20 protein-coding genes are annotated in these 19819 nt (G+C 41.5%); 13 read left to right on the top strand and 7 right to left on the bottom strand.

Features of this window, described 5'->3' with window-relative positions:
• The first annotated feature begins 89 nt into the window (after positions 1–89).
• From ICL16_RS25485 to ICL16_RS25475, 3 genes are all read left to right on the top strand, one after another.
• On the top strand, positions 90–1304 hold the full coding sequence (locus ICL16_RS25485; protein ID WP_190833701.1) for a sensor histidine kinase: 1215 nt from the start codon (positions 90–92) through the stop codon (positions 1302–1304).
• 1 nt (position 1305) lies between these two features.
• On the top strand, positions 1306–1956 hold the full coding sequence (locus ICL16_RS25480) for a response regulator (RefSeq protein ID WP_190833559.1): 651 nt from the start codon (positions 1306–1308) through the stop codon (positions 1954–1956).
• A gap of 160 nt (positions 1957–2116) precedes the next feature.
• A complete protein-coding gene (locus tag ICL16_RS25475; RefSeq protein WP_190833557.1) occupies positions 2117–2941 on the top strand; it encodes an META domain-containing protein in 825 nt (274 codons plus the stop codon).
• Positions 2942–3055: 114 nt separating this feature from the next.
• Here the strand turns inward: ICL16_RS25475 and ICL16_RS25470 are convergent, their stop codons facing one another.
• Entirely contained in the window at positions 3056–3631 is a 576-nt protein-coding gene (locus ICL16_RS25470) for a Uma2 family endonuclease (protein ID WP_190833555.1), read from the bottom strand.
• A gap of 208 nt (positions 3632–3839) precedes the next feature.
• On the opposite strand from ICL16_RS25470, the gene ICL16_RS25465 reads away from it, so the two are divergent.
• From ICL16_RS25465 to ICL16_RS25450, 4 genes are all read left to right on the top strand, one after another.
• Entirely contained in the window at positions 3840–4622 is a 783-nt protein-coding gene (locus tag ICL16_RS25465) for an ion transporter (RefSeq protein ID WP_190833552.1), read from the top strand.
• Between the two features lie 89 nt (positions 4623–4711).
• Positions 4712–5743, top strand: coding sequence for a TIGR04222 domain-containing membrane protein (locus ICL16_RS25460; RefSeq protein ID WP_190833550.1), 1032 nt, complete (start codon positions 4712–4714; stop codon positions 5741–5743).
• Positions 5744–5745: 2 nt separating this feature from the next.
• On the top strand, positions 5746–6576 hold the full coding sequence (locus ICL16_RS25455) for an MbnB/TglH/ChrH family RiPP precursor modification enzyme (RefSeq protein WP_202895721.1): 831 nt from the start codon (positions 5746–5748) through the stop codon (positions 6574–6576).
• On the top strand, positions 6567–7169 hold the full coding sequence (locus ICL16_RS25450; protein ID WP_190833548.1) for an SCO6045 C-terminal-like domain-containing protein: 603 nt from the start codon (positions 6567–6569) through the stop codon (positions 7167–7169). Before ICL16_RS25455 ends, ICL16_RS25450 begins: the two co-directional genes overlap by 10 nt.
• Positions 7170–7171: 2 nt before the next feature.
• Here the strand turns inward: ICL16_RS25450 and ICL16_RS25445 are convergent, their stop codons facing one another.
• Both ICL16_RS25445 and ICL16_RS25440 read right to left on the bottom strand, forming a co-directional pair.
• Positions 7172–8341: a hypothetical protein gene (locus ICL16_RS25445; protein ID WP_190833546.1), complete on the bottom strand. Its 1170-nt coding sequence runs from the start codon at positions 8339–8341 to the stop codon at positions 7172–7174.
• Between the two features lie 563 nt (positions 8342–8904).
• The gene (locus tag ICL16_RS25440) at positions 8905–9531 is read right to left on the bottom strand and encodes a TetR/AcrR family transcriptional regulator (RefSeq protein WP_190833543.1); all 627 of its coding nucleotides are present in this window, start codon (positions 9529–9531) and stop codon (positions 8905–8907) included.
• 110 nt (positions 9532–9641) lie between these two features.
• Here ICL16_RS25440 and ICL16_RS25435 point away from each other — a divergent pair, with 110 nt between their 5' ends.
• On the top strand, positions 9642–10028 hold the full coding sequence (locus ICL16_RS25435) for a monooxygenase family protein (protein WP_190833541.1): 387 nt from the start codon (positions 9642–9644) through the stop codon (positions 10026–10028).
• A 64-nt stretch (positions 10029–10092) separates the two neighbouring features.
• On the opposite strand, the gene ICL16_RS25430 is transcribed toward ICL16_RS25435, so the two are convergent.
• Complete coding sequence (locus ICL16_RS25430) at positions 10093–10428, bottom strand: DUF5615 family PIN-like protein (RefSeq protein ID WP_190833539.1); 336 nt, start codon at positions 10426–10428, stop codon at positions 10093–10095.
• Positions 10421–10762 (bottom strand): DUF433 domain-containing protein, encoded by a 342-nt coding sequence (locus tag ICL16_RS25425; protein ID WP_337907121.1) that lies wholly within the window; start codon positions 10760–10762, stop codon positions 10421–10423. The genes ICL16_RS25430 and ICL16_RS25425 overlap by 8 nt, the downstream gene beginning before the upstream one ends.
• A 204-nt stretch (positions 10763–10966) precedes the next feature.
• On the opposite strand from ICL16_RS25425, the gene ICL16_RS25420 reads away from it, so the two are divergent.
• The gene (locus ICL16_RS25420; protein WP_190833538.1) at positions 10967–12016 is read left to right on the top strand and encodes a calcium-binding protein; all 1050 of its coding nucleotides are present in this window, start codon (positions 10967–10969) and stop codon (positions 12014–12016) included.
• A gap of 109 nt (positions 12017–12125) precedes the next feature.
• On the opposite strand, the gene ICL16_RS25415 is transcribed toward ICL16_RS25420, so the two are convergent.
• Positions 12126–13139, bottom strand: a complete 1014-nt coding sequence (locus tag ICL16_RS25415) for an SDR family oxidoreductase (protein WP_190833536.1) — start codon at positions 13137–13139, stop codon at positions 12126–12128.
• 136 nt (positions 13140–13275) lie between these two features.
• Between ICL16_RS25415 and ICL16_RS25410 the strand changes: the two genes are divergently transcribed.
• Complete coding sequence (locus tag ICL16_RS25410) at positions 13276–14646, top strand: serine/threonine-protein kinase (RefSeq protein ID WP_190833534.1); 1371 nt, start codon at positions 13276–13278, stop codon at positions 14644–14646.
• Here the strand turns inward: ICL16_RS25410 and ICL16_RS25405 are convergent.
• Positions 14643–16196 carry a YcjF family protein gene (locus tag ICL16_RS25405; protein ID WP_190833532.1) on the bottom strand — a complete coding sequence of 518 codons (1554 nt, stop codon included), beginning with the start codon at positions 16194–16196 and terminating at the stop codon, positions 14643–14645. The two genes, ICL16_RS25410 and ICL16_RS25405, sit on opposite strands and share 4 nt — an antisense overlap.
• A gap of 341 nt (positions 16197–16537) precedes the next feature.
• Between ICL16_RS25405 and ICL16_RS25400 the strand changes: the two genes are divergently transcribed.
• The 3 genes from ICL16_RS25400 (at position 16538) to ICL16_RS25390 (ending at position 19764) form a co-directional block, all read left to right on the top strand.
• Positions 16538–17053, top strand: a complete 516-nt coding sequence (locus ICL16_RS25400) for a DUF937 domain-containing protein (protein WP_190833529.1) — start codon at positions 16538–16540, stop codon at positions 17051–17053.
• Between the two features lie 200 nt (positions 17054–17253).
• Positions 17254–18627, top strand: coding sequence for a dihydrolipoyl dehydrogenase family protein (locus ICL16_RS25395; RefSeq protein ID WP_190833527.1), 1374 nt, complete (start codon positions 17254–17256; stop codon positions 18625–18627).
• Between the two features lie 81 nt (positions 18628–18708).
• Positions 18709–19764, top strand: a complete 1056-nt coding sequence (locus ICL16_RS25390; protein ID WP_190833525.1) for a S1C family serine protease — start codon at positions 18709–18711, stop codon at positions 19762–19764.
• The last annotated feature ends 55 nt before the right edge of the window (positions 19765–19819 follow it).

The raw sequence follows: 19819 nt of genomic DNA, 5'->3' as shown, positions 1-19819 counted from the left end.
CAGAAGACAGGAGTCAGGAGACAGAAGTTATTATTTTTATCATCGCCCCTACTCCCCCACTCACAAACTCCCCTACTCCCCTACTTCCTATGAGTCGCCCAATTACAATTAAAAATCATCCTTTTCGATTTCTGCTTTATTTGGAGTGGGTATTGCTAGCTTTGTCTGCTGTGACATCAGTTATCCAATTTCCTTCTCAAAGATTTTCTTCTAAATTTCCTGAATTAACACTTTTAAGTTTAACTATTTTTGGTTTAATGGGTTTAAGATTGCCCACTAAAAATCAAGCAAATAAGGTAATATATACAGCAATTGAAATATTCTTAATTTTAATCATTGGTTTTGTCGGTGGAAGAACTGCTAGACTATTTCCCTTTATCTACCTTATTTTAGTCACTCGCAGTTGCTTAATTTTTCAATTAAGAGGTCGCGTAGTCGTGAATATTATATCATTTATATTATTCATACTAACTCTCAGACGGCGATTTTACCGTGTACCTTTATCACCACTAGCACAAGAAAGATTTTGGTTTTTTAATATCAGCTTTGCCCTATTATTTGGACTGGCTTTAGTGTTTGTTTTATTGTTAATGAATGCTGTATTGTCTGAGCGGCAAAGTCGAGAGAAACTGGCTCAAGCCAATGAAAAACTTCGTCTGTATGCTTTACGTATTGAAAATCAAGCTACCTTAGAAGAACGCAACCGCATCTCTCGCGAAATCCACGATTCATTAGGACATTCTTTGACAGCGTTGAATTTACAATTGGAAACTGCTTTAAAACTTTGGCAATCTAACCCAGATAAAGCTCATAATTTTCTTGTCAAAGCTAAGGAATTAGGTTCCAAAGCACTACAAGATGTACGTCAATCAGTCTCTACTATGCGTTCTCATCCTTTGCAAGAGCAATCTTTAGAACAAGCAATTGCAGGACTTGTAGAGAATGTTCATCGGGCAACTGGCATTGCACCAACATTTGAAATCAACATATTATATCCTATTTCTACCGAAATTAGTACCGCTATTTACCGTATTATTCAAGAGTCATTTACAAATATTTGTAAGTATGCAAGAGCAAGTGAAGTTAAACTAGAACTAATGACCACTACGAATAGTGTTGTACTGACGATTCAAGATAATGGTGTAGGATTTGATATAGCGCAAAATACTACTGGCTTCGGTTTGCAAAGTATGCGCGAACGTACTTTAGCATTTGGAGGTAATTTTAGCATTAACAGTACTCCTGGCATGGGTTGCACAATTAAAGCTATTATTCCTTTACAAAGGTCGCTATTTACTAATTAGTATGATTAAAGTATTACTTGTAGATGACCAAAGTTTAATTCGGCAAGGATTAAGAGCTTTATTAGAACTAGAACCAGATTTAGAAGTGGTAGGAGAAGCTGAAAATGGTGAAATAGCCCTCAAGTTAGTAGAGCAGTTACATCCAGATGTAGTATTGATGGATATTAGAATGCCCATTATGGATGGAGTTGCAGCAACCCAAGAAATTCATAAGCGATTTGCCACAATTAAAGTTTTAGTACTGACAACTTTTGATGATGATGAATATGTGAAAGCGGCTTTACAAAATGGAGCAATGGGCTATTTACTTAAAGATACTCCTTCAGAAGAGTTAGGAGTAGCAATTCGTGCGGTTCATAAAGGATATACTCAACTAGGACCAGGAATAGTTAAAAAACTTATCTCTCAGTTTTCCACAGTTGCAGCGAAAAATGTCCCACCTCCTAGTTTAGCAGAACTGACTCCCAGAGAAAAAGAGGTTTTGCGCTTGATTGCCATCGGTGCAAGTAATCGCGAAATTGCTCATCAACTTTTTATCTCTGAAGGTACAGTTAAAAATCATGTCACAAATATTTTAAATCGGTTAAATTTGCGCGATCGCACTCAAGCGGCGATTTTTGCTAATTCTTTTTTACCATATTTGGATGAGTAGAGACGTGATTAATCGCGTCTAGCGTCAGCAGTGATTTGGAATACTTGATTTTTAATCCTACCTTAAAAAAAATTTAATTAATAGTCCTTATTATGCTTCCATGTAAATCAGCCCTCCGAGGCGTTACTGCTTATACCATCAATTACTAAGGACATTAACCATGAATTCATCTATAGCTACCAGATTAATGCACGGGATGTTTGGTACTTTAGCAGCCCTATTGGTAAGCCATTATCCTGCGTTAGCACAAGCGACTACCACTAATTTAACAGGAACTTCCTGGAAATTAATCAGTAGAAGTACAGCTGAGCAAATTTTAGAACCGATAAGTGGAACGACTATTACTGCCCAGTTTAGCGAAAATCAAGTTAATGGTTCAGGTGGATGTAATATCTACAGAGCTACATACCAAAGCAACGAGGCTCAACTAACAGTGGGTTCTGCTGCTGCAACAAGAAGAGCCTGTGCCTCAGAAATCCTAGAGCAAGAATCTCGCTATTTTGAAGTTTTGACAGGAGTACAAAGCTACCAAATCAATGAGCAGGGGCAATTAGAAATTTTTTACGAGACGGCTAATGAAAGTGGTGTGCTGACTTTTGCTAACGCAGAAAACCCCACAATTGACTTAGCAGGAACTTCTTGGAAACTAATAGGATTGGGTACACCAGACAATCTCTCAGAACCTATTACTGGTATCGGTAGTAGAGCAATTACTGCAGTGTTTGCTGATAATCGAGTTAGTGGTACAGGCAGTTGCAATTTTTACGGTGCTACTTACCAAACAAGTGGTAATGTGTTGACAGTAGATCCTAGTAGTCTTTTCTCTACCCTCATCGGTTGCCCAGAAGAAATTGCCTTACAAGAATCTCGCTACTTTGCCGCATTGATTGGGGGACAGGATTATCGTATTAATGAGCAGGGGCAATTAGAAATTTCTTACTTAACAGATTCTGAAAGCGGTTTGCTAGTATTTGAGCCACAATAGACTGGTAGTGTTTTCAGCACGCCTACAGGTGCGAGATTCCTTGGGCTAGTGGAGCGAAGCCTGCACAAGCAGGCTTTGTATGTGTAGCGACACCATGCGCGGGTGTTGATTGGTTCATTTATTAGTTTCAAAAGTAACGCCCTCGTAAAGTAAATCAATGGCACAAGTAAATTCGATACTTTCTATGGTAATTGTGTCGCCTGCCGTATAGGGGTAGTAAAGCCACATTCTGCCTTCCCCACGACGGTAGTATTCAACTGAGATTTTCTCGGATTCAATGAGAATGTATTCTTGCAGAGTGGGAATTGTGCGGTAGAAGGAAAATTTTTCACCTCTATCTTTAGCTTCTGTACTTGGCGAGAGAACTTCAACGATCAATTTAGGATACTGAATAAATTTACGGGCATTCAAATCTCGGCGATCGCAACTTACAATTACATCTGGGTAGTAATATGGGCTATTCGTGCTTAGTTGTACTTTTACGTCTGCAACGTTGATGCGGCAACCTTGGGAACGCAAATGGGGATACAAGGTTCTGTACAGGTTGAGAGCAATGTCGTTGTGGGGAATAGTACCCCCAGTCATCGCAAAAACTTCTCCGTTGACATACTCATAACGACAATCTTGCTGAGGTTCCCAATCAAGGTATTCCTCTACTGTCATTTTGCGGAATTGAGGGTTAGCAATCATGTGAAATACTTAGTATTATATTATAACCTATTAAAATAATTTTACACATATTTCTCTTAAAACGCCTTTTTTCACTCTAATTTTCTCAAACTCTTACCAATCACCTTTTCACAGACGCTCTCTTCCTATTTCGTCATTCACAATATTTTGGTGAGTTACACTAAGTTAACGCACCCTATAGTTACTGCTTGAATAAGAGGTGATAATTATGTTATTTAGCAGAGAAAAAACTGCATTTTATCTCAAAGATTTAGAAACCCCTTTAGGTAAAGGTATTAATTTAACAATTACTGGACTGGTTTTACTTTCATCAGTAATTTTTGTCACAGAAACTTATAATATTCCTAGTGATTTACGTTTGATTTTAAAAAAATTAGATAATGTAATATTAGTTGTTTTCTCAGCAGAATATTTAATTCGTCTCTGGAGTGAAGAGAATAAAATTAAGTATATTTTCAGTTTATATTCAATTATTGACTTAATAGCAATTTTACCATCCTTTCTCCCAGCAGTTGATATCAGTTTTGTTAGACTACTGCGATGGTTCCGAATTTTGCGCTTAATTAGATTTATTGAGGGTAGATTCATATTCGCTAGTATTAGTAGTGACGATGGCTTAATTTTGACCCGCATAATATTTACATTATTTGCAATTATATTCATATACTCAGGCTTAATTTATCAAGTTGAGCATCCAGTGAATCCTCAAGTTTTTGGCACTTTCCTTGATGCCTTTTATTTCTCAATTGTGACAATGACAACTGTAGGGTTCGGCGACGTTACGCCAATTTCAGAATTAGGTCGCTTGCTAACAGTACTGATGATTTTAACAGGAATTGCGTTGATTCCTTGGCAAGTGGGTGATTTGATTAAGCGATTAGTCAAAACTGCTAACCAAGTGGAAACAGTGTGTCCTGGTTGTGGTTGGTCTTATCACGATGCAGATGCTAAGTTTTGTAAGATGTGTGGTACGAACTTGAAAAAAGATTGACACAATGGCAGCAACTTGACGTATGTGAATTTATTTGCTACAAATGTAATACAAAACTTCAAGGAAGAAGTGACTCACAGTTGAAAAATATGTTAGGCGAACAGATTCCAAAATTGAATCAGGAATTGCCAAGATACAAGTTGCTAATTAGTATTGTAGCTCTATCGGTATTAGTGGCGATCGCTATACCAACAGCCAGCCTAATTGCAAATATGTATGGTCCTAACTTTCTCGTATTATATGGGGCAGTCATTCTCATCACTTTAGCAATCAGCGGTTGGCTGGTGCAAGATCCCACAAAAAACCAACCTCTACCTCTAATTCCTACCACACCAGATCCCTACGAAATCGCTTACTTGCAATCTCAAGAGACAGGAGTTGTTAAAGTAGCAGTTATTGACTTGATACAACGAGGTTATTTAGAAATTAATGAAATCTTGATCAAACAAGCTAAGAATCATCCCAATTTAGATGAGCTAACACCATTGCAGCGCGAAGTATTTGACTGGTTTTCTACCTCGCGTACAGCAACCGAAATGGTGTTTTTGCGATCGCTAACTGAACACGTACAACCACACTGCTCATATCAACAGCAACTACAATCAGAGCAACTTTTAAACACAGACGAATTCAAAGCCAGAAAATCGCTTACAGGCTTAATCGGAACGTTAATTATTTTAGGTTTAGGTAGCTTCAAGTTACTAGTAGCTTTGGCAAAAGGACGCCATAACGTAGGATTTCTCATTTTGATGGGTATTATTTCGCTGTACCTTCTCTGGTGTATTTGTCAGCCACCACCACGCTTGAGTAGTCGGGGAAAACTTTATCTCAAACAACTTGAGCAAACATTCGCCCAGTTAAAGCAAAAGGTAAAAACAGACTTATCTTCTGTGCTTGAATACAACTTGGTTGTAGCTCTTTTTGGTGTTAGCGCACTTGCAGGAACTCCCTACGACTACCACCAAAAAATTCTTTCACCCGTGATTAAGACTACTTCAAGTAGTAGTTCTAGCAGCGGTGGGTGTGGTAGTTCCTGTGGAGGAGGTAGTGGATGCAGTAGCGGTAGTTCCTGCGGTGGTGGCGGTTGCGGTGGTGGCTGCGGTGGCTGTGGCGGAGGTTAGTAATGATGTCTCTCCCTATATTAGGCGTGGGGCTGGGTTTTCGGGAACCGTTGAAAAGTAACTTGTTTTTGCAACAGCAGCAAGTAGACTTTTTAGAAATCGTTGTCGAACATTATTTAGATGCATCTAAGCAAAAAGAGCAAGAGTTGGAATTGCTTGCTGCTCACTTCCCGATAATTCCCCACGCTATTAATCTATCGCTTGGCAGCGCTGAAGGTTTGGATACAGATTACTTACGCAAGCTAGCCGCACTAATTAAGCGACTTAATCCCCCTTGGTGGAGTGAGCATATTTGTTTTACGAAAGCGGGTGGTGTTGATATTGGGCATCTTTCACCTCTACCTTATACTAAAGAAGCGATAGAAGTGCTTTGTCGCAACATTGCCGAAGTGCGTCGTTGGATTGATGTGCCACTGATTCTGGAAAATATAGCTTACCTGGTAACACTGCCTGGAGCCGAAATGACAGAAGCACAGTTTTTAACCGCAGTGGTTGAGCGTTCTAATTGTGGTTTACTGTTGGATGTGACTAATTTATATACCAATGCTGTCAACCACGGCTATGATGTCGGTGCTTTTTTGGCAGAATTGCCGAGCGATCGCGTGGTACAATTACACTTCGTTGGTGGACATTGGCATGATAATGTGTTAATTGACAGTCATTCCCAATCAACTCCACAGGAAGTGTGGAAACTTATGGATGAAGTGGTTGCCCGTTTTCCAGTGAAGGGAATTGTACTAGAAAGAGATGAAAACTTGCCACCTTTTACAGAATTGACAGCAGAATTGCAACAAGCACGAGAAATTGGGAGGTGTCATCGCAGATGGGCTTAGTACAATCTCAGTTCGTTTTGGCTCAGCTTTACACCAATACAGAATTTAGAGAGCGTTTCTTTGCTAACCCGCAACTTGTATGTACAGAATTAGGATTAACTTGTGATGAAGTACAGCAATTAAGTCAATTGTCTCAAAACCAAGTGAATCTTTTCGCTAATTCTCTGAAGTGGAAGCGATTGGGAGAAATACGCGAATTACTACCCCGCACTGCACAGGCGTTGGGTAAAAATTTTACAGCTTTGTTTTGGCGCTATGCCGAAACTTACTTACCCCAGGGAATTAAGAAACACAGGGAAGATGCGATCGCTTTCGCCAATTTCATACAAAAAGTTGCACTATCCGAGGGAATTACTCCACATTTGTTGGATTTGGTAAGGTATGAAAAAGCGTGGCTCAAGGCTCATGAACAGACTAACTTCTTGACTGTATGCTGGTTACGTTATGCTGTTGACGAGGTATTGGTGCGAAGAGCGATCGCGATTTGGTTCCGTCTTTCACCACGAGGAAAGTTGCACCATATTACCATATATTGTAGAGACGCAAAATTTCGCGTCTCTACAATATTTACATGTATAGTAAATGTGAAATAGTATTACAGGTCAAATTGGTAGTTCTCATTTGCTAAGAAGGTGGAATTCGAGTAGCCTTCTTTACTCATGGCGGTTGATGTCAAGTCAGGATGGCTAAGCAAACTGGTGACATCACTACGAACACCTGATACACCTATTTGAGTGGATTGTAGCCCGTTAACAATGTTGAAGGACCAGTCCTCGTTACCAATGTACGTGCCATCACCACTGGCTTCGATCCGATTACCAAGGAAACTGCTGTTATTGGTGTTGGAAGTGTTGCCATTACCTAAAACATTGTTGCCACTGCCACTTGGTCTGTTAGCATTACCACTGACAGTGTTGTTTTCACCTAGCTGCCAGTTGCCATTGCCGCTGCTGGTGTTGCCACTACCAAAGTTCCAGTTACCATTGCCATCGGTAGTGTTGCCACTACCAAAGTTCCAGTTACCATTGCCGTCGGTAGTGTTGCCATCACTAAAGTACCAGTTGCCATTTCCGTTAGTAGTGTTGTTATTTCCAAACAACCAATTGCCATTTCCGCTGCCTGTATTACCGCTAGAACTTGCACCTGGTTCACCAGATTCTAAATTTCTCAGATCGGATATCCAGTTTTCACTAGCGTAGGGTACAGATAAGCCTTCAGGAGCTTCTGGTAAAACGCTATCTGTTGTCGAGGAGGGGATACTACCAATCGGCAAGTTTCCAGGAATGTTGCCACCAGCCGACGCTGAGGCACCACTGCCAGCACCAGCAAAGAAGGGGTTGTTTCCACCTCCACCTTGTGCGTTACCGTCTCCAGTAGGAGCGCTACCACCAGCGAAGGGATTGCTACCACTCGCTAATGAATTACTGTCAACACCAATAACGCCGAGTAATTTAGAGAAGGGGCTGTTATCATCAGGAACTAAGCTTCGCTCATCTGCAGTGCGAGTGTAGTTGTAGTTGTACTGTCCATCGTCACTAGTGGTAGATACGTTTCCTCCACCACCAGTGAACGGATTGTTGCCAAGAGCGAAAGGGTTACCACCACTACTGTCGCCGCTACCAGCACCGAAGCCACTACCACCAGAGGGTATGTTACCAGCGAAACTAGGGGTACTACCAGAAGATAAGTCAGCACCTTCATCAGATACCCATCTACCATCTGTAAAAGACCAATTACCATTGCCTTGGATACTGTTCTCACTCATCGGAATTACTCCTGATATGGTTTACACAAATTCATCTTTTAGGTCAACAGCAAGACAAACTGAAGGCAGCTTTTTAACGCTGTCTTATTAAAGAAATCACGATGAAAATAACAGTGCTTTTAGTAAATTGCAGTTGCTTACTTAAGTAGGTTTGTGCAAGTGAATTATTCTTGGTTCTTCATGGCGCTAAGCGTGCTAAAGCACCACTACAAGCCTGATTCATAGTTATGCAACAACATGAGAGTACAGTCTAAATTGCAATTTGACTGTAATTTATATCAAAATAATATAGAATTTAGTGAACAATTTAAATGAAGAAAATTTTGATTTGTTTGTCAATTCTTTTGCTATAAAATTATGTATGTGATTTAGCTCAAGGAGATAATAGTTTTGCCAAAAAACACCAAAAATGTGACATATTCAAAGATATTTCGCTCTCAGAAGCACTCACATCCATTTTCTACTTGTAAACTACTTAAATTTATTGAAAACATCTATCTTTAGTAATAAATAGTATTTTGTATAACTCTAAACATAGATTTAAGACTTTTTAAAACCTGAAATTATTTGGTCATTAACAGCCCTTGCGTCAATGTTTGAGTCATAAAATTGGCTAATGATGTCACTTCTGATGCATTGGAAAGTGGAAGTTGACCGTCAATTAATAGCATAGCCAATCCATGCACAAGTGACCAAGCAACCCACGCCAATTCCTTTGCATCACCAGGGCGCACCATGCCAGCAGATTGTCCTTCCATAATCAGGTTGACTAACACCATAAATGTTTGTTCACCAGCAGCTACTAACGAAGGGTTGGGTTGTGTTGCCTTCATGTGTTCACCCCGATATGAGCCAAACATCACCCGATAGTGAGACGGATGAGCGATCGCATACTGTACATATGCTACGCCACTGGCTTCCAATCTTCGCAACGGATGTGGAAGTGCTTGCTCAATAGCAGTATTGAGCGCACTTGTCAGTTCCTTAAAACCTTCTTCTGCCACCGCCCCCAGTAGAATATCTTTATCGGCAAAGTGTCGGTAGGGGGCAGCATGAGATACTCCCACTCTACGGGCTACCTCCCGCAGTGACAAACTACTCACATCTTTTTCGGCAACCAATTCTATTGCCGCGTCTATTAAGGCTCGGCGTAAGTCTCCATGATGATAGTTGTCTTTTTGCGTTGTCATGCTCTTTACCTTTTTGGCGCAAATATGTTGACACTGTTAACATATCAGATTAAACTAATGTTGATAGTGTAAACATGTCAATTGACGCAAAAAAGTGAGGTTGTTCTGGTATGAGTTATTCCGTATATCAAGTAAATATTCCACAAAGCCCAGAGGCAGTCGTTTTTGTGAACGGCTTTTTGGCACGCGATCGCTTTGGATTGTTGTGGATGTGGAGAAAGCTATTGTGGATTAGGAACATGACAACTCAAGCTGAAGGGTGTGTGCAAGTTAAAGCAGGCATCTGTGGTGTGAATGAAGTGATTATGGTTAGTTACTGGCGCTCTGAAAAAAGCTTGAGACAATTTTTCAAAGGTGAACCTCATCGACAGATGATGCAGTTTGTTGCCAAAAATCCTAGTAGTCTATGTCTGTACAACGAGACATATAGCCCCTTAAAAAGTGGGAAGTATAGTCATGAACCTCAAGGCATGGCAACTATTTACGAGCACTCTTAACAGACATAGCAGTCAGAAATAATGTAGAGACGTTTCATGGAAAGTCTCTAAAAGAATATGGCAATCATAAGAACTCAACTCGCCCAATCATCTCTTCAGGTGAAAACACCTCGTAAATTAAAGTCAGTCCGGCAATAATCTCACCGATGGAACGAGTTCCTTTTTGGCAATAAGTAATACCTGGATGATTTTGATTTAAGCTTGCAATCCGCAAAAAATCAGTATCTTGAGTAAAAATGACACGACGATTCGCGCAAATAAACTCTAATTGTTCCTCATCGCTTTTAGTCAATAGTCCAACCTCCCTCGTTACGGTGACATCAATTCCGTAACGACGCAATCCAGTAGCGATAGCAGGATCGGCATTTTCATCCAAATGAAATCGAATCCGTTCACTCACCCCGCAAATTCCTTAATTTTTCTTGTAAACGAGAAGGGTGATTTTGCTTAAAGGCTTCTACAAATGCTTCATCTTCTGCCAAAGTACGATCAATAGTTTCTTGATGGTCAAAATAATACGCCATTGCCGCATGAACACAAGCCATTGACAGATTATACTTTGCAACAATTTCTGGCAATGAAAGTCCCATCTTCAAATGCATTACCACAATATCTTCGACTGCAATTCTGGTTCCCGCAATTCGTGGTTTTCCGCCACGAACTCCGGGTGTGATTTCTATGTGTTCTGTACTGACAGATAGCATGGACAAAACTTGAGCATTATGAGTGTTCACTCTCGATTTTAAGCGATCGCGTCACATAGCGATCACCATGAATATTTTCCACTTTTCTACAATTGTCTGTAAAGTTGGAAACAATTTGGTGTAAAGATTTGGTAAAGAGTTTGAGTTTTTGCGGAAAATTTACTTGATCAAGATGAAATATAGATGGCAAGTACCAGCTTGTGAAACGACTGAATAATTTCAGGAGAACAGTAAATGGTAACTACTCAAAGCTTTGACACCACTGAAACTACTTCGACTAACAGTGCCACGATTGTAATTGGCACTGGTGGTGGTGATACCTTCCGAACTTTTCAAACAGTAGTAGAAAGGAACGTTATTGTCGGCAGTGATAACCCAGATATCATTTTTGGCACACTAGGAGATGATGACATCACCGCTCTAGGTGGAGACGATACTATTTTTGGTACTGTAGGTAATGATGTAGTTAATGGCGGCAGTGGTTTTGATACTGTAGATTACAGCTTCTTAGGACAAGCAATCACACTACTTCCTCAAGGTGCAGTCTCTGAAGGCGGCTCAAGTGGAGGTAATCTCGTTAGCATTGAGAGAATTGTTGGTGCTGTCGGTCAAAATAATACCATTGACGCTTCCAGTAGTTTTGGCGGAGTATCTGTTGACATCAACTTGGCACAAAACCGAGCCACTATCAACAATATCCCTGGTATCGGTTCGCAAACCTTTACTGTGGAAAACTTTGTTAATGTCGTAGGAACGGCATCTGATGACGTGATTGTTGGGAATGATGCTAACAATACTCTGATTGGGTTAGGTGGTAATGATTCTTTAATTGGTGGTTTAGGTAACGACTTGCTGATAGGAGGAGATGGCAACGATATTTTACAAGGTAGTATAGACTCGCCAAACAGGAATCCAAACGAGCAAGATATTCTTACAGGTGGGGCAGGTTCAGACAGATTCATTCTCGGCAATGCTTCTGGTTCATTCTACAAAGTTGGTGGCAACAGTGACTTTGCTCAAATCACCGACTTCTCCTTTAGTGATAGTATTCAACTAGGAAGTGGTGATGTTTACAATGTTCAGCAAAGTGGTACTGGGTTTAACGTGTTCGTGGTGGCAAATGGTGTCAGCGATTTAATTGCGCAGGTAACAGTTTCCACAGGAACACAAACGGCAAGAACTGCGTTTGCAGCATTTGCTGATGACTCTAACTCTTTGTTAGTTCCTACAGGTGATTTCCAACTTGCTTCTGGAGAGACTAACGGTATTTTTGTAGGTGCATAGTACTCCGTCAAGTTTGTTTTGAGGGGCTCGTAGTAAGCGCTTTAGCGCTGAAGCGCTTACTACAAACCTTTCCAATGGAAGTAGATGCACAACACCTCAAATGTATTGATCAAACATCATCCCCTACCCACCATGTTCCCACAAACGCGGCAATACCTAGTACTGCTGCTAGTGCGCCCCACTTTAGAGGCGGATTCATATCCAACCAATCTAAGAAACTGGGTATTGCCAATTTACCAAAGTCTCCATCTACGCGATCGTACTTTGGAACTGGTCCATATAAATTATCTGGTGCATCCTCTGACTTCGGTTCATTGGTACGCTGTCCAACAAAACCAATCAGTGCTAACAGTGAATCTACTAGCTCAGGTGAAACACGTTGTGCTAAATCTAACGCTCTACCTACATCACCAACGATGAAATCACGAGTAGGATGTTCGGCAGTGTAAAGAATAGCATCGGCAACTAAGTCAGGTTGATAATAAGGTGGTATACCCGTAGGTTTAACCCCTAGCTTAGTACGTACCTTGTTATAGTAAGGTGTGTTGATTACAGATGGCAGTATGGATGTGACGCTGATAGGTAATCCTTCGTGCTGCAACTCTACACGCAAAGATTCTAGGAAACCTTCTAAACCGTGCTTAGAAGCGCAATAGGGACTTTGCAGTGGTAAGCTACGTCTACCTTCCATTGAGGAAATATGAATTAAGGCTCCGCGTCCCTCTTGTTTGAGTAATGGTAGTGCTACCATTGCACCATACACCTGTCCCATCAAGTTTATATCAATAATGCGTTGAAATTCCTCAGGTGTGATTTCTTCAAAGGGAGCAAGCACACCTGTAGCGGCAGCATGAACCCAGGTATCGAGTCTACCGTATTGTGCCACCGCTTTGTCGGCGATCGCTTGCACCTGCGCAAAATCACTTACATCAGCGATGACTGCTATAGCATCACCGCCAAAATTATGGATTTCTTGTACTAAAGAGTTTAGTCCTGATTCGCTGCGAGCAGCAACCACCACTTTTGCACCTTTTTGGGCAAACTTAAGTGCAGTTAACCGCCCGATGCCACTAGAAGCTCCAACGACGGCGACTACTTGCTGATTAATCGGCTTCAATTGCATAATTTATTTTCTGTACCTTCTCCCTTCCTTTATTAAGCTTTATGAAGGCTCTGTACATCTTTCATTAGGCAGACCGAAAAGTAATAAAAGATAGTAACAAGCTCACGAACTTATTCCAAAATACAAAACCATTGTTATGCTTGGCAAAATACTCAATAATCGCTACCACATCATTGATAAGTTGGGAGGTGGGTGGTTCGGCGAAACCTATCTGGCAATTGATCAGTGGCTTGATGGCGATAACCTATGTGTAGTCAAACAACTCAAGCCTAACATTATTAATAAGTCTACTTTACGCTTATTTGAGCAAGAAGCACAAGTCTTATTCAAATTGGGCAGCCATGACCAAATTCCCAAACTTTTGGCGCACTTTCAGCAAGACGAAGAATTTTATTTGGTGCAAGAATTCATTGATGGACACAATCTCACGCAAGAGATCAAACCAGGAGAGTGTTGGGGCGAAACTAAGGTAATCGAGTTGTTACAGGAAATTCTGGAAGTTTTAGATTTTGTACATCAGAACAATGTCATTCACCGCGATATCAAACCAAAAAATATGATGCGGCGTCATGATGGCAAAATCGTACTGATAGATTTCGGGGGAGTCAAACAACTCACAGCCGAGAATAGTTCCACGGTATCAACTTATATTGTGGGTACGCCGGGGTATATGCCCCAAGAACAAATCAACAATCAAGCTCAATTGTGCAGTGATATTTATGCGGTGGGAATGCTAGCCATTAGTGCGCTGACTGGGTGGAACCCGAACGAACTACCAACAGATCCCAAAACTCTCCAACTACTCTGGCGTGACAAAGCACAAGTGAGTGACAGGCTAGCCGAGATTTTAGATCATATGGTGCAATTTCACTTTGCCCAGCGCTATCAGTCAGCAAGTGAAGTGTTAGATGCTGTCAATAGTTTGTCATTGACTTCATTAGATTGGTACAACCGAGGACAGGAGTTATATAAATTACAAAGTTATGAGGAAGCAGTTATAGCCTTTGACCAAGCAATTCAAATTCAACCAGATTACTATCAAGCTTGGTACAATCGTGGTAATGCGCTACGTGGACTGAAAAAGAACTCCCAAGCGATCGCATCTTATGACCAAGCAATTCAAATTAAACGGGATTTGCCTGAAGCTTGGTATAGTCGCGGCATGGTGCTATATACCTGGGGAAGGTACGATGAAGCGATTGAGTCTTATGACCAAGCAATTCAAATTAAACAAGATCACCCAGATACTTGGTATTATCGTGGCATGGCACTGTATCGCATAGGCAGGTACATTTTAGCAATAGCCTCTTTTGACCAAGCACTCTCCATCGAACCTGATCATCAATTAGCGATCGCAAACCGTAAGCTGGCACACAAAGAGTTACGATTACGACAGTCGAAACTTTTAAAATGGCTTCGCCTTTTACTGTTTGTTGTGCTTTTTTCTTTGGTCTTTTTAGGATTTGCAGCGTTACTGTATCTTATTTATAAGCTCTCTGGATATTAGGATTTATCCCTTTCCTCTTCCGTCATCTCAGATTTATCGGTTAATGGCTTCACCACTCGTGCGATCGCTTCTTGAATAAAATCCTTGATAAACTCATCCCGACGATTGAGTTGAAACTGTCGCTGTACTACCTCAGTCATACCACCATCACCCCAATCTTGGTCATGGCGAAAATACTCAATAAAACTCTTACCAGCAATGCGTGTTAGGTAAGCTGCTGTCACCCCTTCAATAGCCCTACCAATAATAAAAGTACCAACATTGAGTTGTAAAGCTGTGGTAAGTAATTCCAGCGCACCCCTAACAATTCCCAAACTAGCGATAGTTTTTGCTAAAGAAACGGCTAACTCTCGCCCTCTTTCCAAATTTAATTCGCAGCCGTAAACTTTGCCAATTTCCACTACCATTTGAGCATTAACAGCAGCCGTTGCTAGCAAATCTACAAATGGTATGGGTGTTACCGCAACCACACCAGCACCAATCCACTGAAATCGGGTTACTATTTTCTCAGCTTGACGACGACGTTGAGCATCAATGAGTTTCCGCGCTTCTTCTCCCAATCGTAGAGATTGCAGGAGAATGTTATCTGCGACTAAATCTTCACCCTCTGCCCGTAAAATCACTGCGATTCGCCTGAGTAGTGGTAAAATATCTACATCAGGCTGAAAAATTTCGCTATCTTCTAATTGTACTGGTTGAGGATTGGCAGTAATTGCTACCACATCATTAGGCGCAATAAATCCCTTTACTCGCTCACGCAAGCGTTCCAGAATCGCTTGTTTATCTTCTTGTGTGTATAAATCTGTTTTATTAAGAACAAGGAGCGATCGCTTGCCAATTTCTGCCAAGACTCGCAAAGGTTCATATTCTGAACGCCGGATATCATTATCCACCACAAACAACAGTAAATTTGCGTCCGTCGCCAACTCTCGTGCCAGTTGTTCCCTTTGTGTTCCCGCCACTCCCGCTTCTAAAATTCCTGGCGTATCTGTAATTAAAATTTTGCGCTCAAGCCCCTTCAACCTCAGACAGTAAGTTTCCCCTACCGTAGTTGTTCCCATTGGTGCATCCACCTTACCTACAATGCGCCCCATAATCGCATTTACTAGCGAGGTTTTACCGGCACTGCCAGTACCAAATACTACTACTTGAATCTCACCTTGAGCTAAATTTGCTTCAATTTCCCGCTGTTTATTGCGTAAAGCTTGTCGTGCAACTTCATCTTGGATTTGTGCTATTTGTTGATCTACAGCTTGTAGTGTGGAAGAAGCAGCATCAGTTCTAGCTTCAGGAACTTGTACGTTGAGCCGTTGTCTCTTAGCGCGGCGTGTTCGCTCTTCCCCTGCCTGTATTACTAACACATAATAGACAAAGGCAGCAATTAAAGCTCCAATAACAATAACTAGCAAAAACAGTAGCAGATTACCTAGTAAAGGAGAATAGTAGGACCACTGCCAGTAGAGCCGAGAAAGAGTATCAATCACCCATAGGCTCAGGGCCAGAATGATGATTATACCAACAATGAGCGTGACTATGCGCGATCGAGGCATGGGCGGCAACAAGTAGACACATAGGGCAATGCTTATAATCTTAATGCGAAAATTGTGGCGATCGCGTTATTCTAATGCTAGAAGATAACTGTGAAGAAATGGATTTGGAAGATAGACTGGGCGATGTCGCTGCCGATTTAGTGGAATTTGAGGACAGCAGCCCATTTGCAAGTCTTAGTTTATACTAAAACATCTAGCAAGATATCAGTTTTGAATAGTATCCGCAAAGAAGCGATCGCTCAAGACCGAAAAAGCTTATATTCTCCTTAAAGTCAGATCCAAGTAGCAGCTTGCGTGTGAAAATTAGTTTTTGGTGACATAATTTAGGGAGATAAAAATATATGGGACTTTTTGACTCAATTATTGGTGCGCTCGACAATCCCAATCAGCAAGGTAATGCCGGACAATTGGGTAACATCCTCAACACTGTGCAGCAATTGAGCAATAACACAGGCACAGATCCCTCAACAATGCAATCTGCCTTGGGTATTGTCGGTAACTTTGTCCGTTCTTCTTTACAAGAAAAGCGAGCCACAGAAGGTGATGAAGCCGCACAATCTGTAGTGAATCAATTTGGCGGCACTTCGCCTAACCCCTCAGCCGTTGACTCGCTATTCTCTGGTATAATGCAACAACAAGTGGCTCAGATTGTGCAAGAGCGCACTGGCTTAAATGCGGGAATCGTTCAACAATTGCTACCAACATTGGTTCCTATAGTTCTGAATTTCTTGAAAACTGGGTCAAATTCTCAATTAGGAGGAAATTCAGTCCTAAATACTTTCTTGGATTCTGACAATGATGGCGATTTTGATATCTCTGACGCTATGGGTATGGCTAGTCGATTTTTAGGACGGTAGGATTTTGGAGCCATAGATTTTGGATTTTACAGCAGATTTCAACTTTATGAAGTACAAAAATACCCCACCCGTGCTATCGCGCACCCTCGCCTTAGCAAGGGGAGGGTAGGGAGGGGTGTACTCCATTTAGATGCAAAGCGCTGTATATTCAATCCAAAATCTAAATTTTTGTAAAAATACTAGAATAATTCAGTATTAATATGCAAAATGTAGATGCAATTGTAATCGGTAGCGGTCAGGGTGGTATCCCCTTGGCTGTGGACTTGGCAAAAGAAGGTCGCAACGTTGTACTATTTGAAAGAGATTCTTTGGGTGGTAGTTGTATAAATTACGGCTGCACTCCATCCAAAGCTTTCTTAGCCGCAGCCCATACAGTCGGGCGTGCGCGTAAGGCAGAAAGTTTAGGTATCCGCTTTCAAGTGGATGTTGATTTTTCAGCAGTTATGGAGCGAGTACGCAGTATTCGCCACAGTTTTAACCAGGGAATTCAAAAGCGTTTGGAAAGTGCTGGTGTAAACGTTATCTGTGCTGAAGCATCCTTTAGTGGAGAGCGCACAGTTACAGGTGGTGAAGTCACAGTTCAAGCCCCTTTAGTCGTAATCAATACTGGTACATCATCGTTAATACCTGAAATTAATGGTTTGGAAGGTACACCATACTTAACAAATAGAAACTTTTTTGACTTAAAAGAGTTACCGCCGCGTCTATTAGTGATGGGGGGTGGTTATATTGGTTTGGAATTGGGACAAGGATTGGCTCGTTTGGGTAGCAAAACTGAGATAATTGTAAGGGGCGATCGCCTCTTAGATCGAGAAGAGCCAGATGTAAGCGAAACTCTAGCTGAAGCGTTGAGACAAGATGGTATTGGGCTGCACTTCAACGTAAAAGTTGAGAAAGTTGTTCATGATGGTATATTTACCTTAACCCTTAGCAACGGTGAACAACTTCAAGGAGAAGCTTTATTAGTTGCTACTGGACGCAAACCCAACACCAATGCGCTCAACGTTGCTGCTACTGGTGTAGAGTTAGATGAGAAAGGTTATGTCAAAATCGACGACCGTTTCCAAACTACCTGCTCTGGTATCTACGCGATTGGTGATGTTGCCAAGCAACCAGCCTTCACCCATGTATCCTGGGAAGACTATCGACGTTTAAAGGGAATTTTATGTGGTGAAAACCGGACTCGCAACGATCGCGTGCTTGGTTATGCCACTTACACAGAGCCTCAAGTCGGGCGGGTAGGGATGACTTTAGAACAAGCTCAAAAACAGGGAATCAAAGCTCGCGCCGTCACCTTACCCATAAATCAAATAGCTCGTGCCATTGAGTGGGATTACAAATTCGGCTTTTATCGAATGGTGGTTGATGAAGACACAGATAAGATTCTGGGAGCAACGCTAGTAGGTTACGAGACTGCTGAGCTAGTACACGTGTTTTTGTCCCTGATGGAAGCCAAAGCTACTTGGCAGTTGTTGGAACAGTCTGTTCATATTCATCCTACCTATGGCGAGGGTTTACCCAGTCTAGCACGTCTGCTTGTTGGAGAGGATATGCCTACATGTCCAAATAAGTAAGTTGTCGAAATAGGGGTTTTGTTGTCAAGATAAAAAAACAACAATATTTCCCCTCATCGCAACAAGACAGGAGTAGCGGGCATGGTAGGAAATCTACAACTTTTATCAAACGATAACTACAACAATAAAGGGATGAAAGTCTCTCAAAATGCTGCTACTGCTGATGAACAACTACTTGATGCTTATTCTCAAGCGGTTATTAGTGTAGTTGAAAAAGTTAGTCCAGCGGTTGTCAATATTGATGTCAAAAGACAACTACAAGGACGACGGCGCTACAATCAGCCCACGCCAGAAGTAGGAGGTAATGGTTCTGGCTTCATTTTCACACGCGATGGCTACATTTTAACCAACAGCCATGTTGTCCATGATGCCAGGACTATTGAGGTAACTCTTGCAGATGGTCGTAATTATACTGCACAGTTGATTGGTGATGACCCAGATACTGATTTGGCAGTGATTAGAATTAATGCGCCAAACTTAGTTGCAGCAAGTTTGGGCGATTCTCAATCTTTACGTGTTGGGCAATTAGCGATCGCTATTGGCAACCCATACGGTTTCCAAACTACCGTAACTAGTGGAGTGATCAGCGCGATCGGACGTTCTTTTCGATCCCGTTCTGGTAGACTGATTGATAACATCATTCAAACTGATGCTGCACTCAACCCTGGTAACTCTGGTGGACCACTAGTTACCTCTCACGGTGAAGTTATTGGCATTAACACAGCCGTAATTATCTCCGCACAAGGTATCTGCTTTGCTGTCCCAATTAACACTGCAAAGATGGTTATTCCAGCGTTAATGAAATATGGTAAAGTTCGGCGAGGCTACATCGGGGTAGGAGGACAAAACGTACAAATACCTCGTCGCGTGGTACTATTCCATGAATTGTCTGTGGAAAGCGGTATTTTGGTGATTTCTGTTGAGGAGAAAAGTCCAGCACAGAAAGCCGGTTTGGTGGAAGGCGATGTAATTGTCGGTTTCCACAATCAACCACTTGCTAGTATCGACGATTTGCATAAAGTGTTAACGCACGAGCAAGTCGGTGTGCGCTCGCCCTTAACTATCCTGCGTGGAAATCGAAAAATGCTCCTTGAGATTATACCAGAAGAGTCTCCAAGTAGCAAGGCAAATGGATAAGTAAGAACCACAGATGCACACAGATAAACACAGATAAATTAATCTGTGTGCATCT

The organism is Iningainema tapete BLCC-T55 (genome assembly GCF_014698965.1).
Lineage (GTDB): Bacteria > Cyanobacteriota > Cyanobacteriia > Cyanobacteriales > Nostocaceae > Iningainema > Iningainema tapete.
Note: the sequence above shows the minus strand (reverse complement) of the source record. Positions and strands in the feature narration are given on the sequence as shown.

Bases quoted from the DNA above. Each gene is read 5' to 3' on its own strand.
- ICL16_RS25465 (WP_190833552.1), top strand. From the start codon at position 3,840: ATGTTATTTAGCAGAGAAAAAACTGCATTTTATCTCAAAGATTTAGAA.
- ICL16_RS25420 (WP_190833538.1), top strand. From the start codon at position 10,967: ATGGTAACTACTCAAAGCTTTGACACCACTGAAACTACTTCGACTAAC.
- ICL16_RS25395 (WP_190833527.1), top strand. From the start codon at position 17,254: ATGCAAAATGTAGATGCAATTGTAATCGGTAGCGGTCAGGGTGGTATC.
- ICL16_RS25390 (WP_190833525.1), top strand. From the start codon at position 18,709: ATGGTAGGAAATCTACAACTTTTATCAAACGATAACTACAACAATAAA.
- ICL16_RS25470 (WP_190833555.1), bottom strand. From the start codon at position 3,631: ATGATTGCTAACCCTCAATTCCGCAAAATGACAGTAGAGGAATACCTT.
- ICL16_RS25405 (WP_190833532.1), bottom strand. From the start codon at position 16,196: ATGCCTCGATCGCGCATAGTCACGCTCATTGTTGGTATAATCATCATT.
- ICL16_RS25480 (WP_190833559.1), top strand. From the start codon at position 1,306: ATGATTAAAGTATTACTTGTAGATGACCAAAGTTTAATTCGGCAAGGA.
- ICL16_RS25460 (WP_190833550.1), top strand. From the start codon at position 4,712: ATGTTAGGCGAACAGATTCCAAAATTGAATCAGGAATTGCCAAGATAC.
- ICL16_RS25435 (WP_190833541.1), top strand. From the start codon at position 9,642: ATGAGTTATTCCGTATATCAAGTAAATATTCCACAAAGCCCAGAGGCA.
- ICL16_RS25445 (WP_190833546.1), bottom strand. From the start codon at position 8,341: ATGAGTGAGAACAGTATCCAAGGCAATGGTAATTGGTCTTTTACAGAT.
- ICL16_RS25410 (WP_190833534.1), top strand. From the start codon at position 13,276: ATGCTTGGCAAAATACTCAATAATCGCTACCACATCATTGATAAGTTG.
- ICL16_RS25440 (WP_190833543.1), bottom strand. From the start codon at position 9,531: ATGACAACGCAAAAAGACAACTATCATCATGGAGACTTACGCCGAGCC.
- ICL16_RS25475 (WP_190833557.1), top strand. From the start codon at position 2,117: ATGAATTCATCTATAGCTACCAGATTAATGCACGGGATGTTTGGTACT.
- ICL16_RS25400 (WP_190833529.1), top strand. From the start codon at position 16,538: ATGGGACTTTTTGACTCAATTATTGGTGCGCTCGACAATCCCAATCAG.
- ICL16_RS25450 (WP_190833548.1), top strand. From the start codon at position 6,567: ATGGGCTTAGTACAATCTCAGTTCGTTTTGGCTCAGCTTTACACCAAT.
- ICL16_RS25415 (WP_190833536.1), bottom strand. From the start codon at position 13,139: ATGCAATTGAAGCCGATTAATCAGCAAGTAGTCGCCGTCGTTGGAGCT.
- ICL16_RS25485 (WP_190833701.1), top strand. From the start codon at position 90: ATGAGTCGCCCAATTACAATTAAAAATCATCCTTTTCGATTTCTGCTT.
- ICL16_RS25455 (WP_202895721.1), top strand. From the start codon at position 5,746: ATGATGTCTCTCCCTATATTAGGCGTGGGGCTGGGTTTTCGGGAACCG.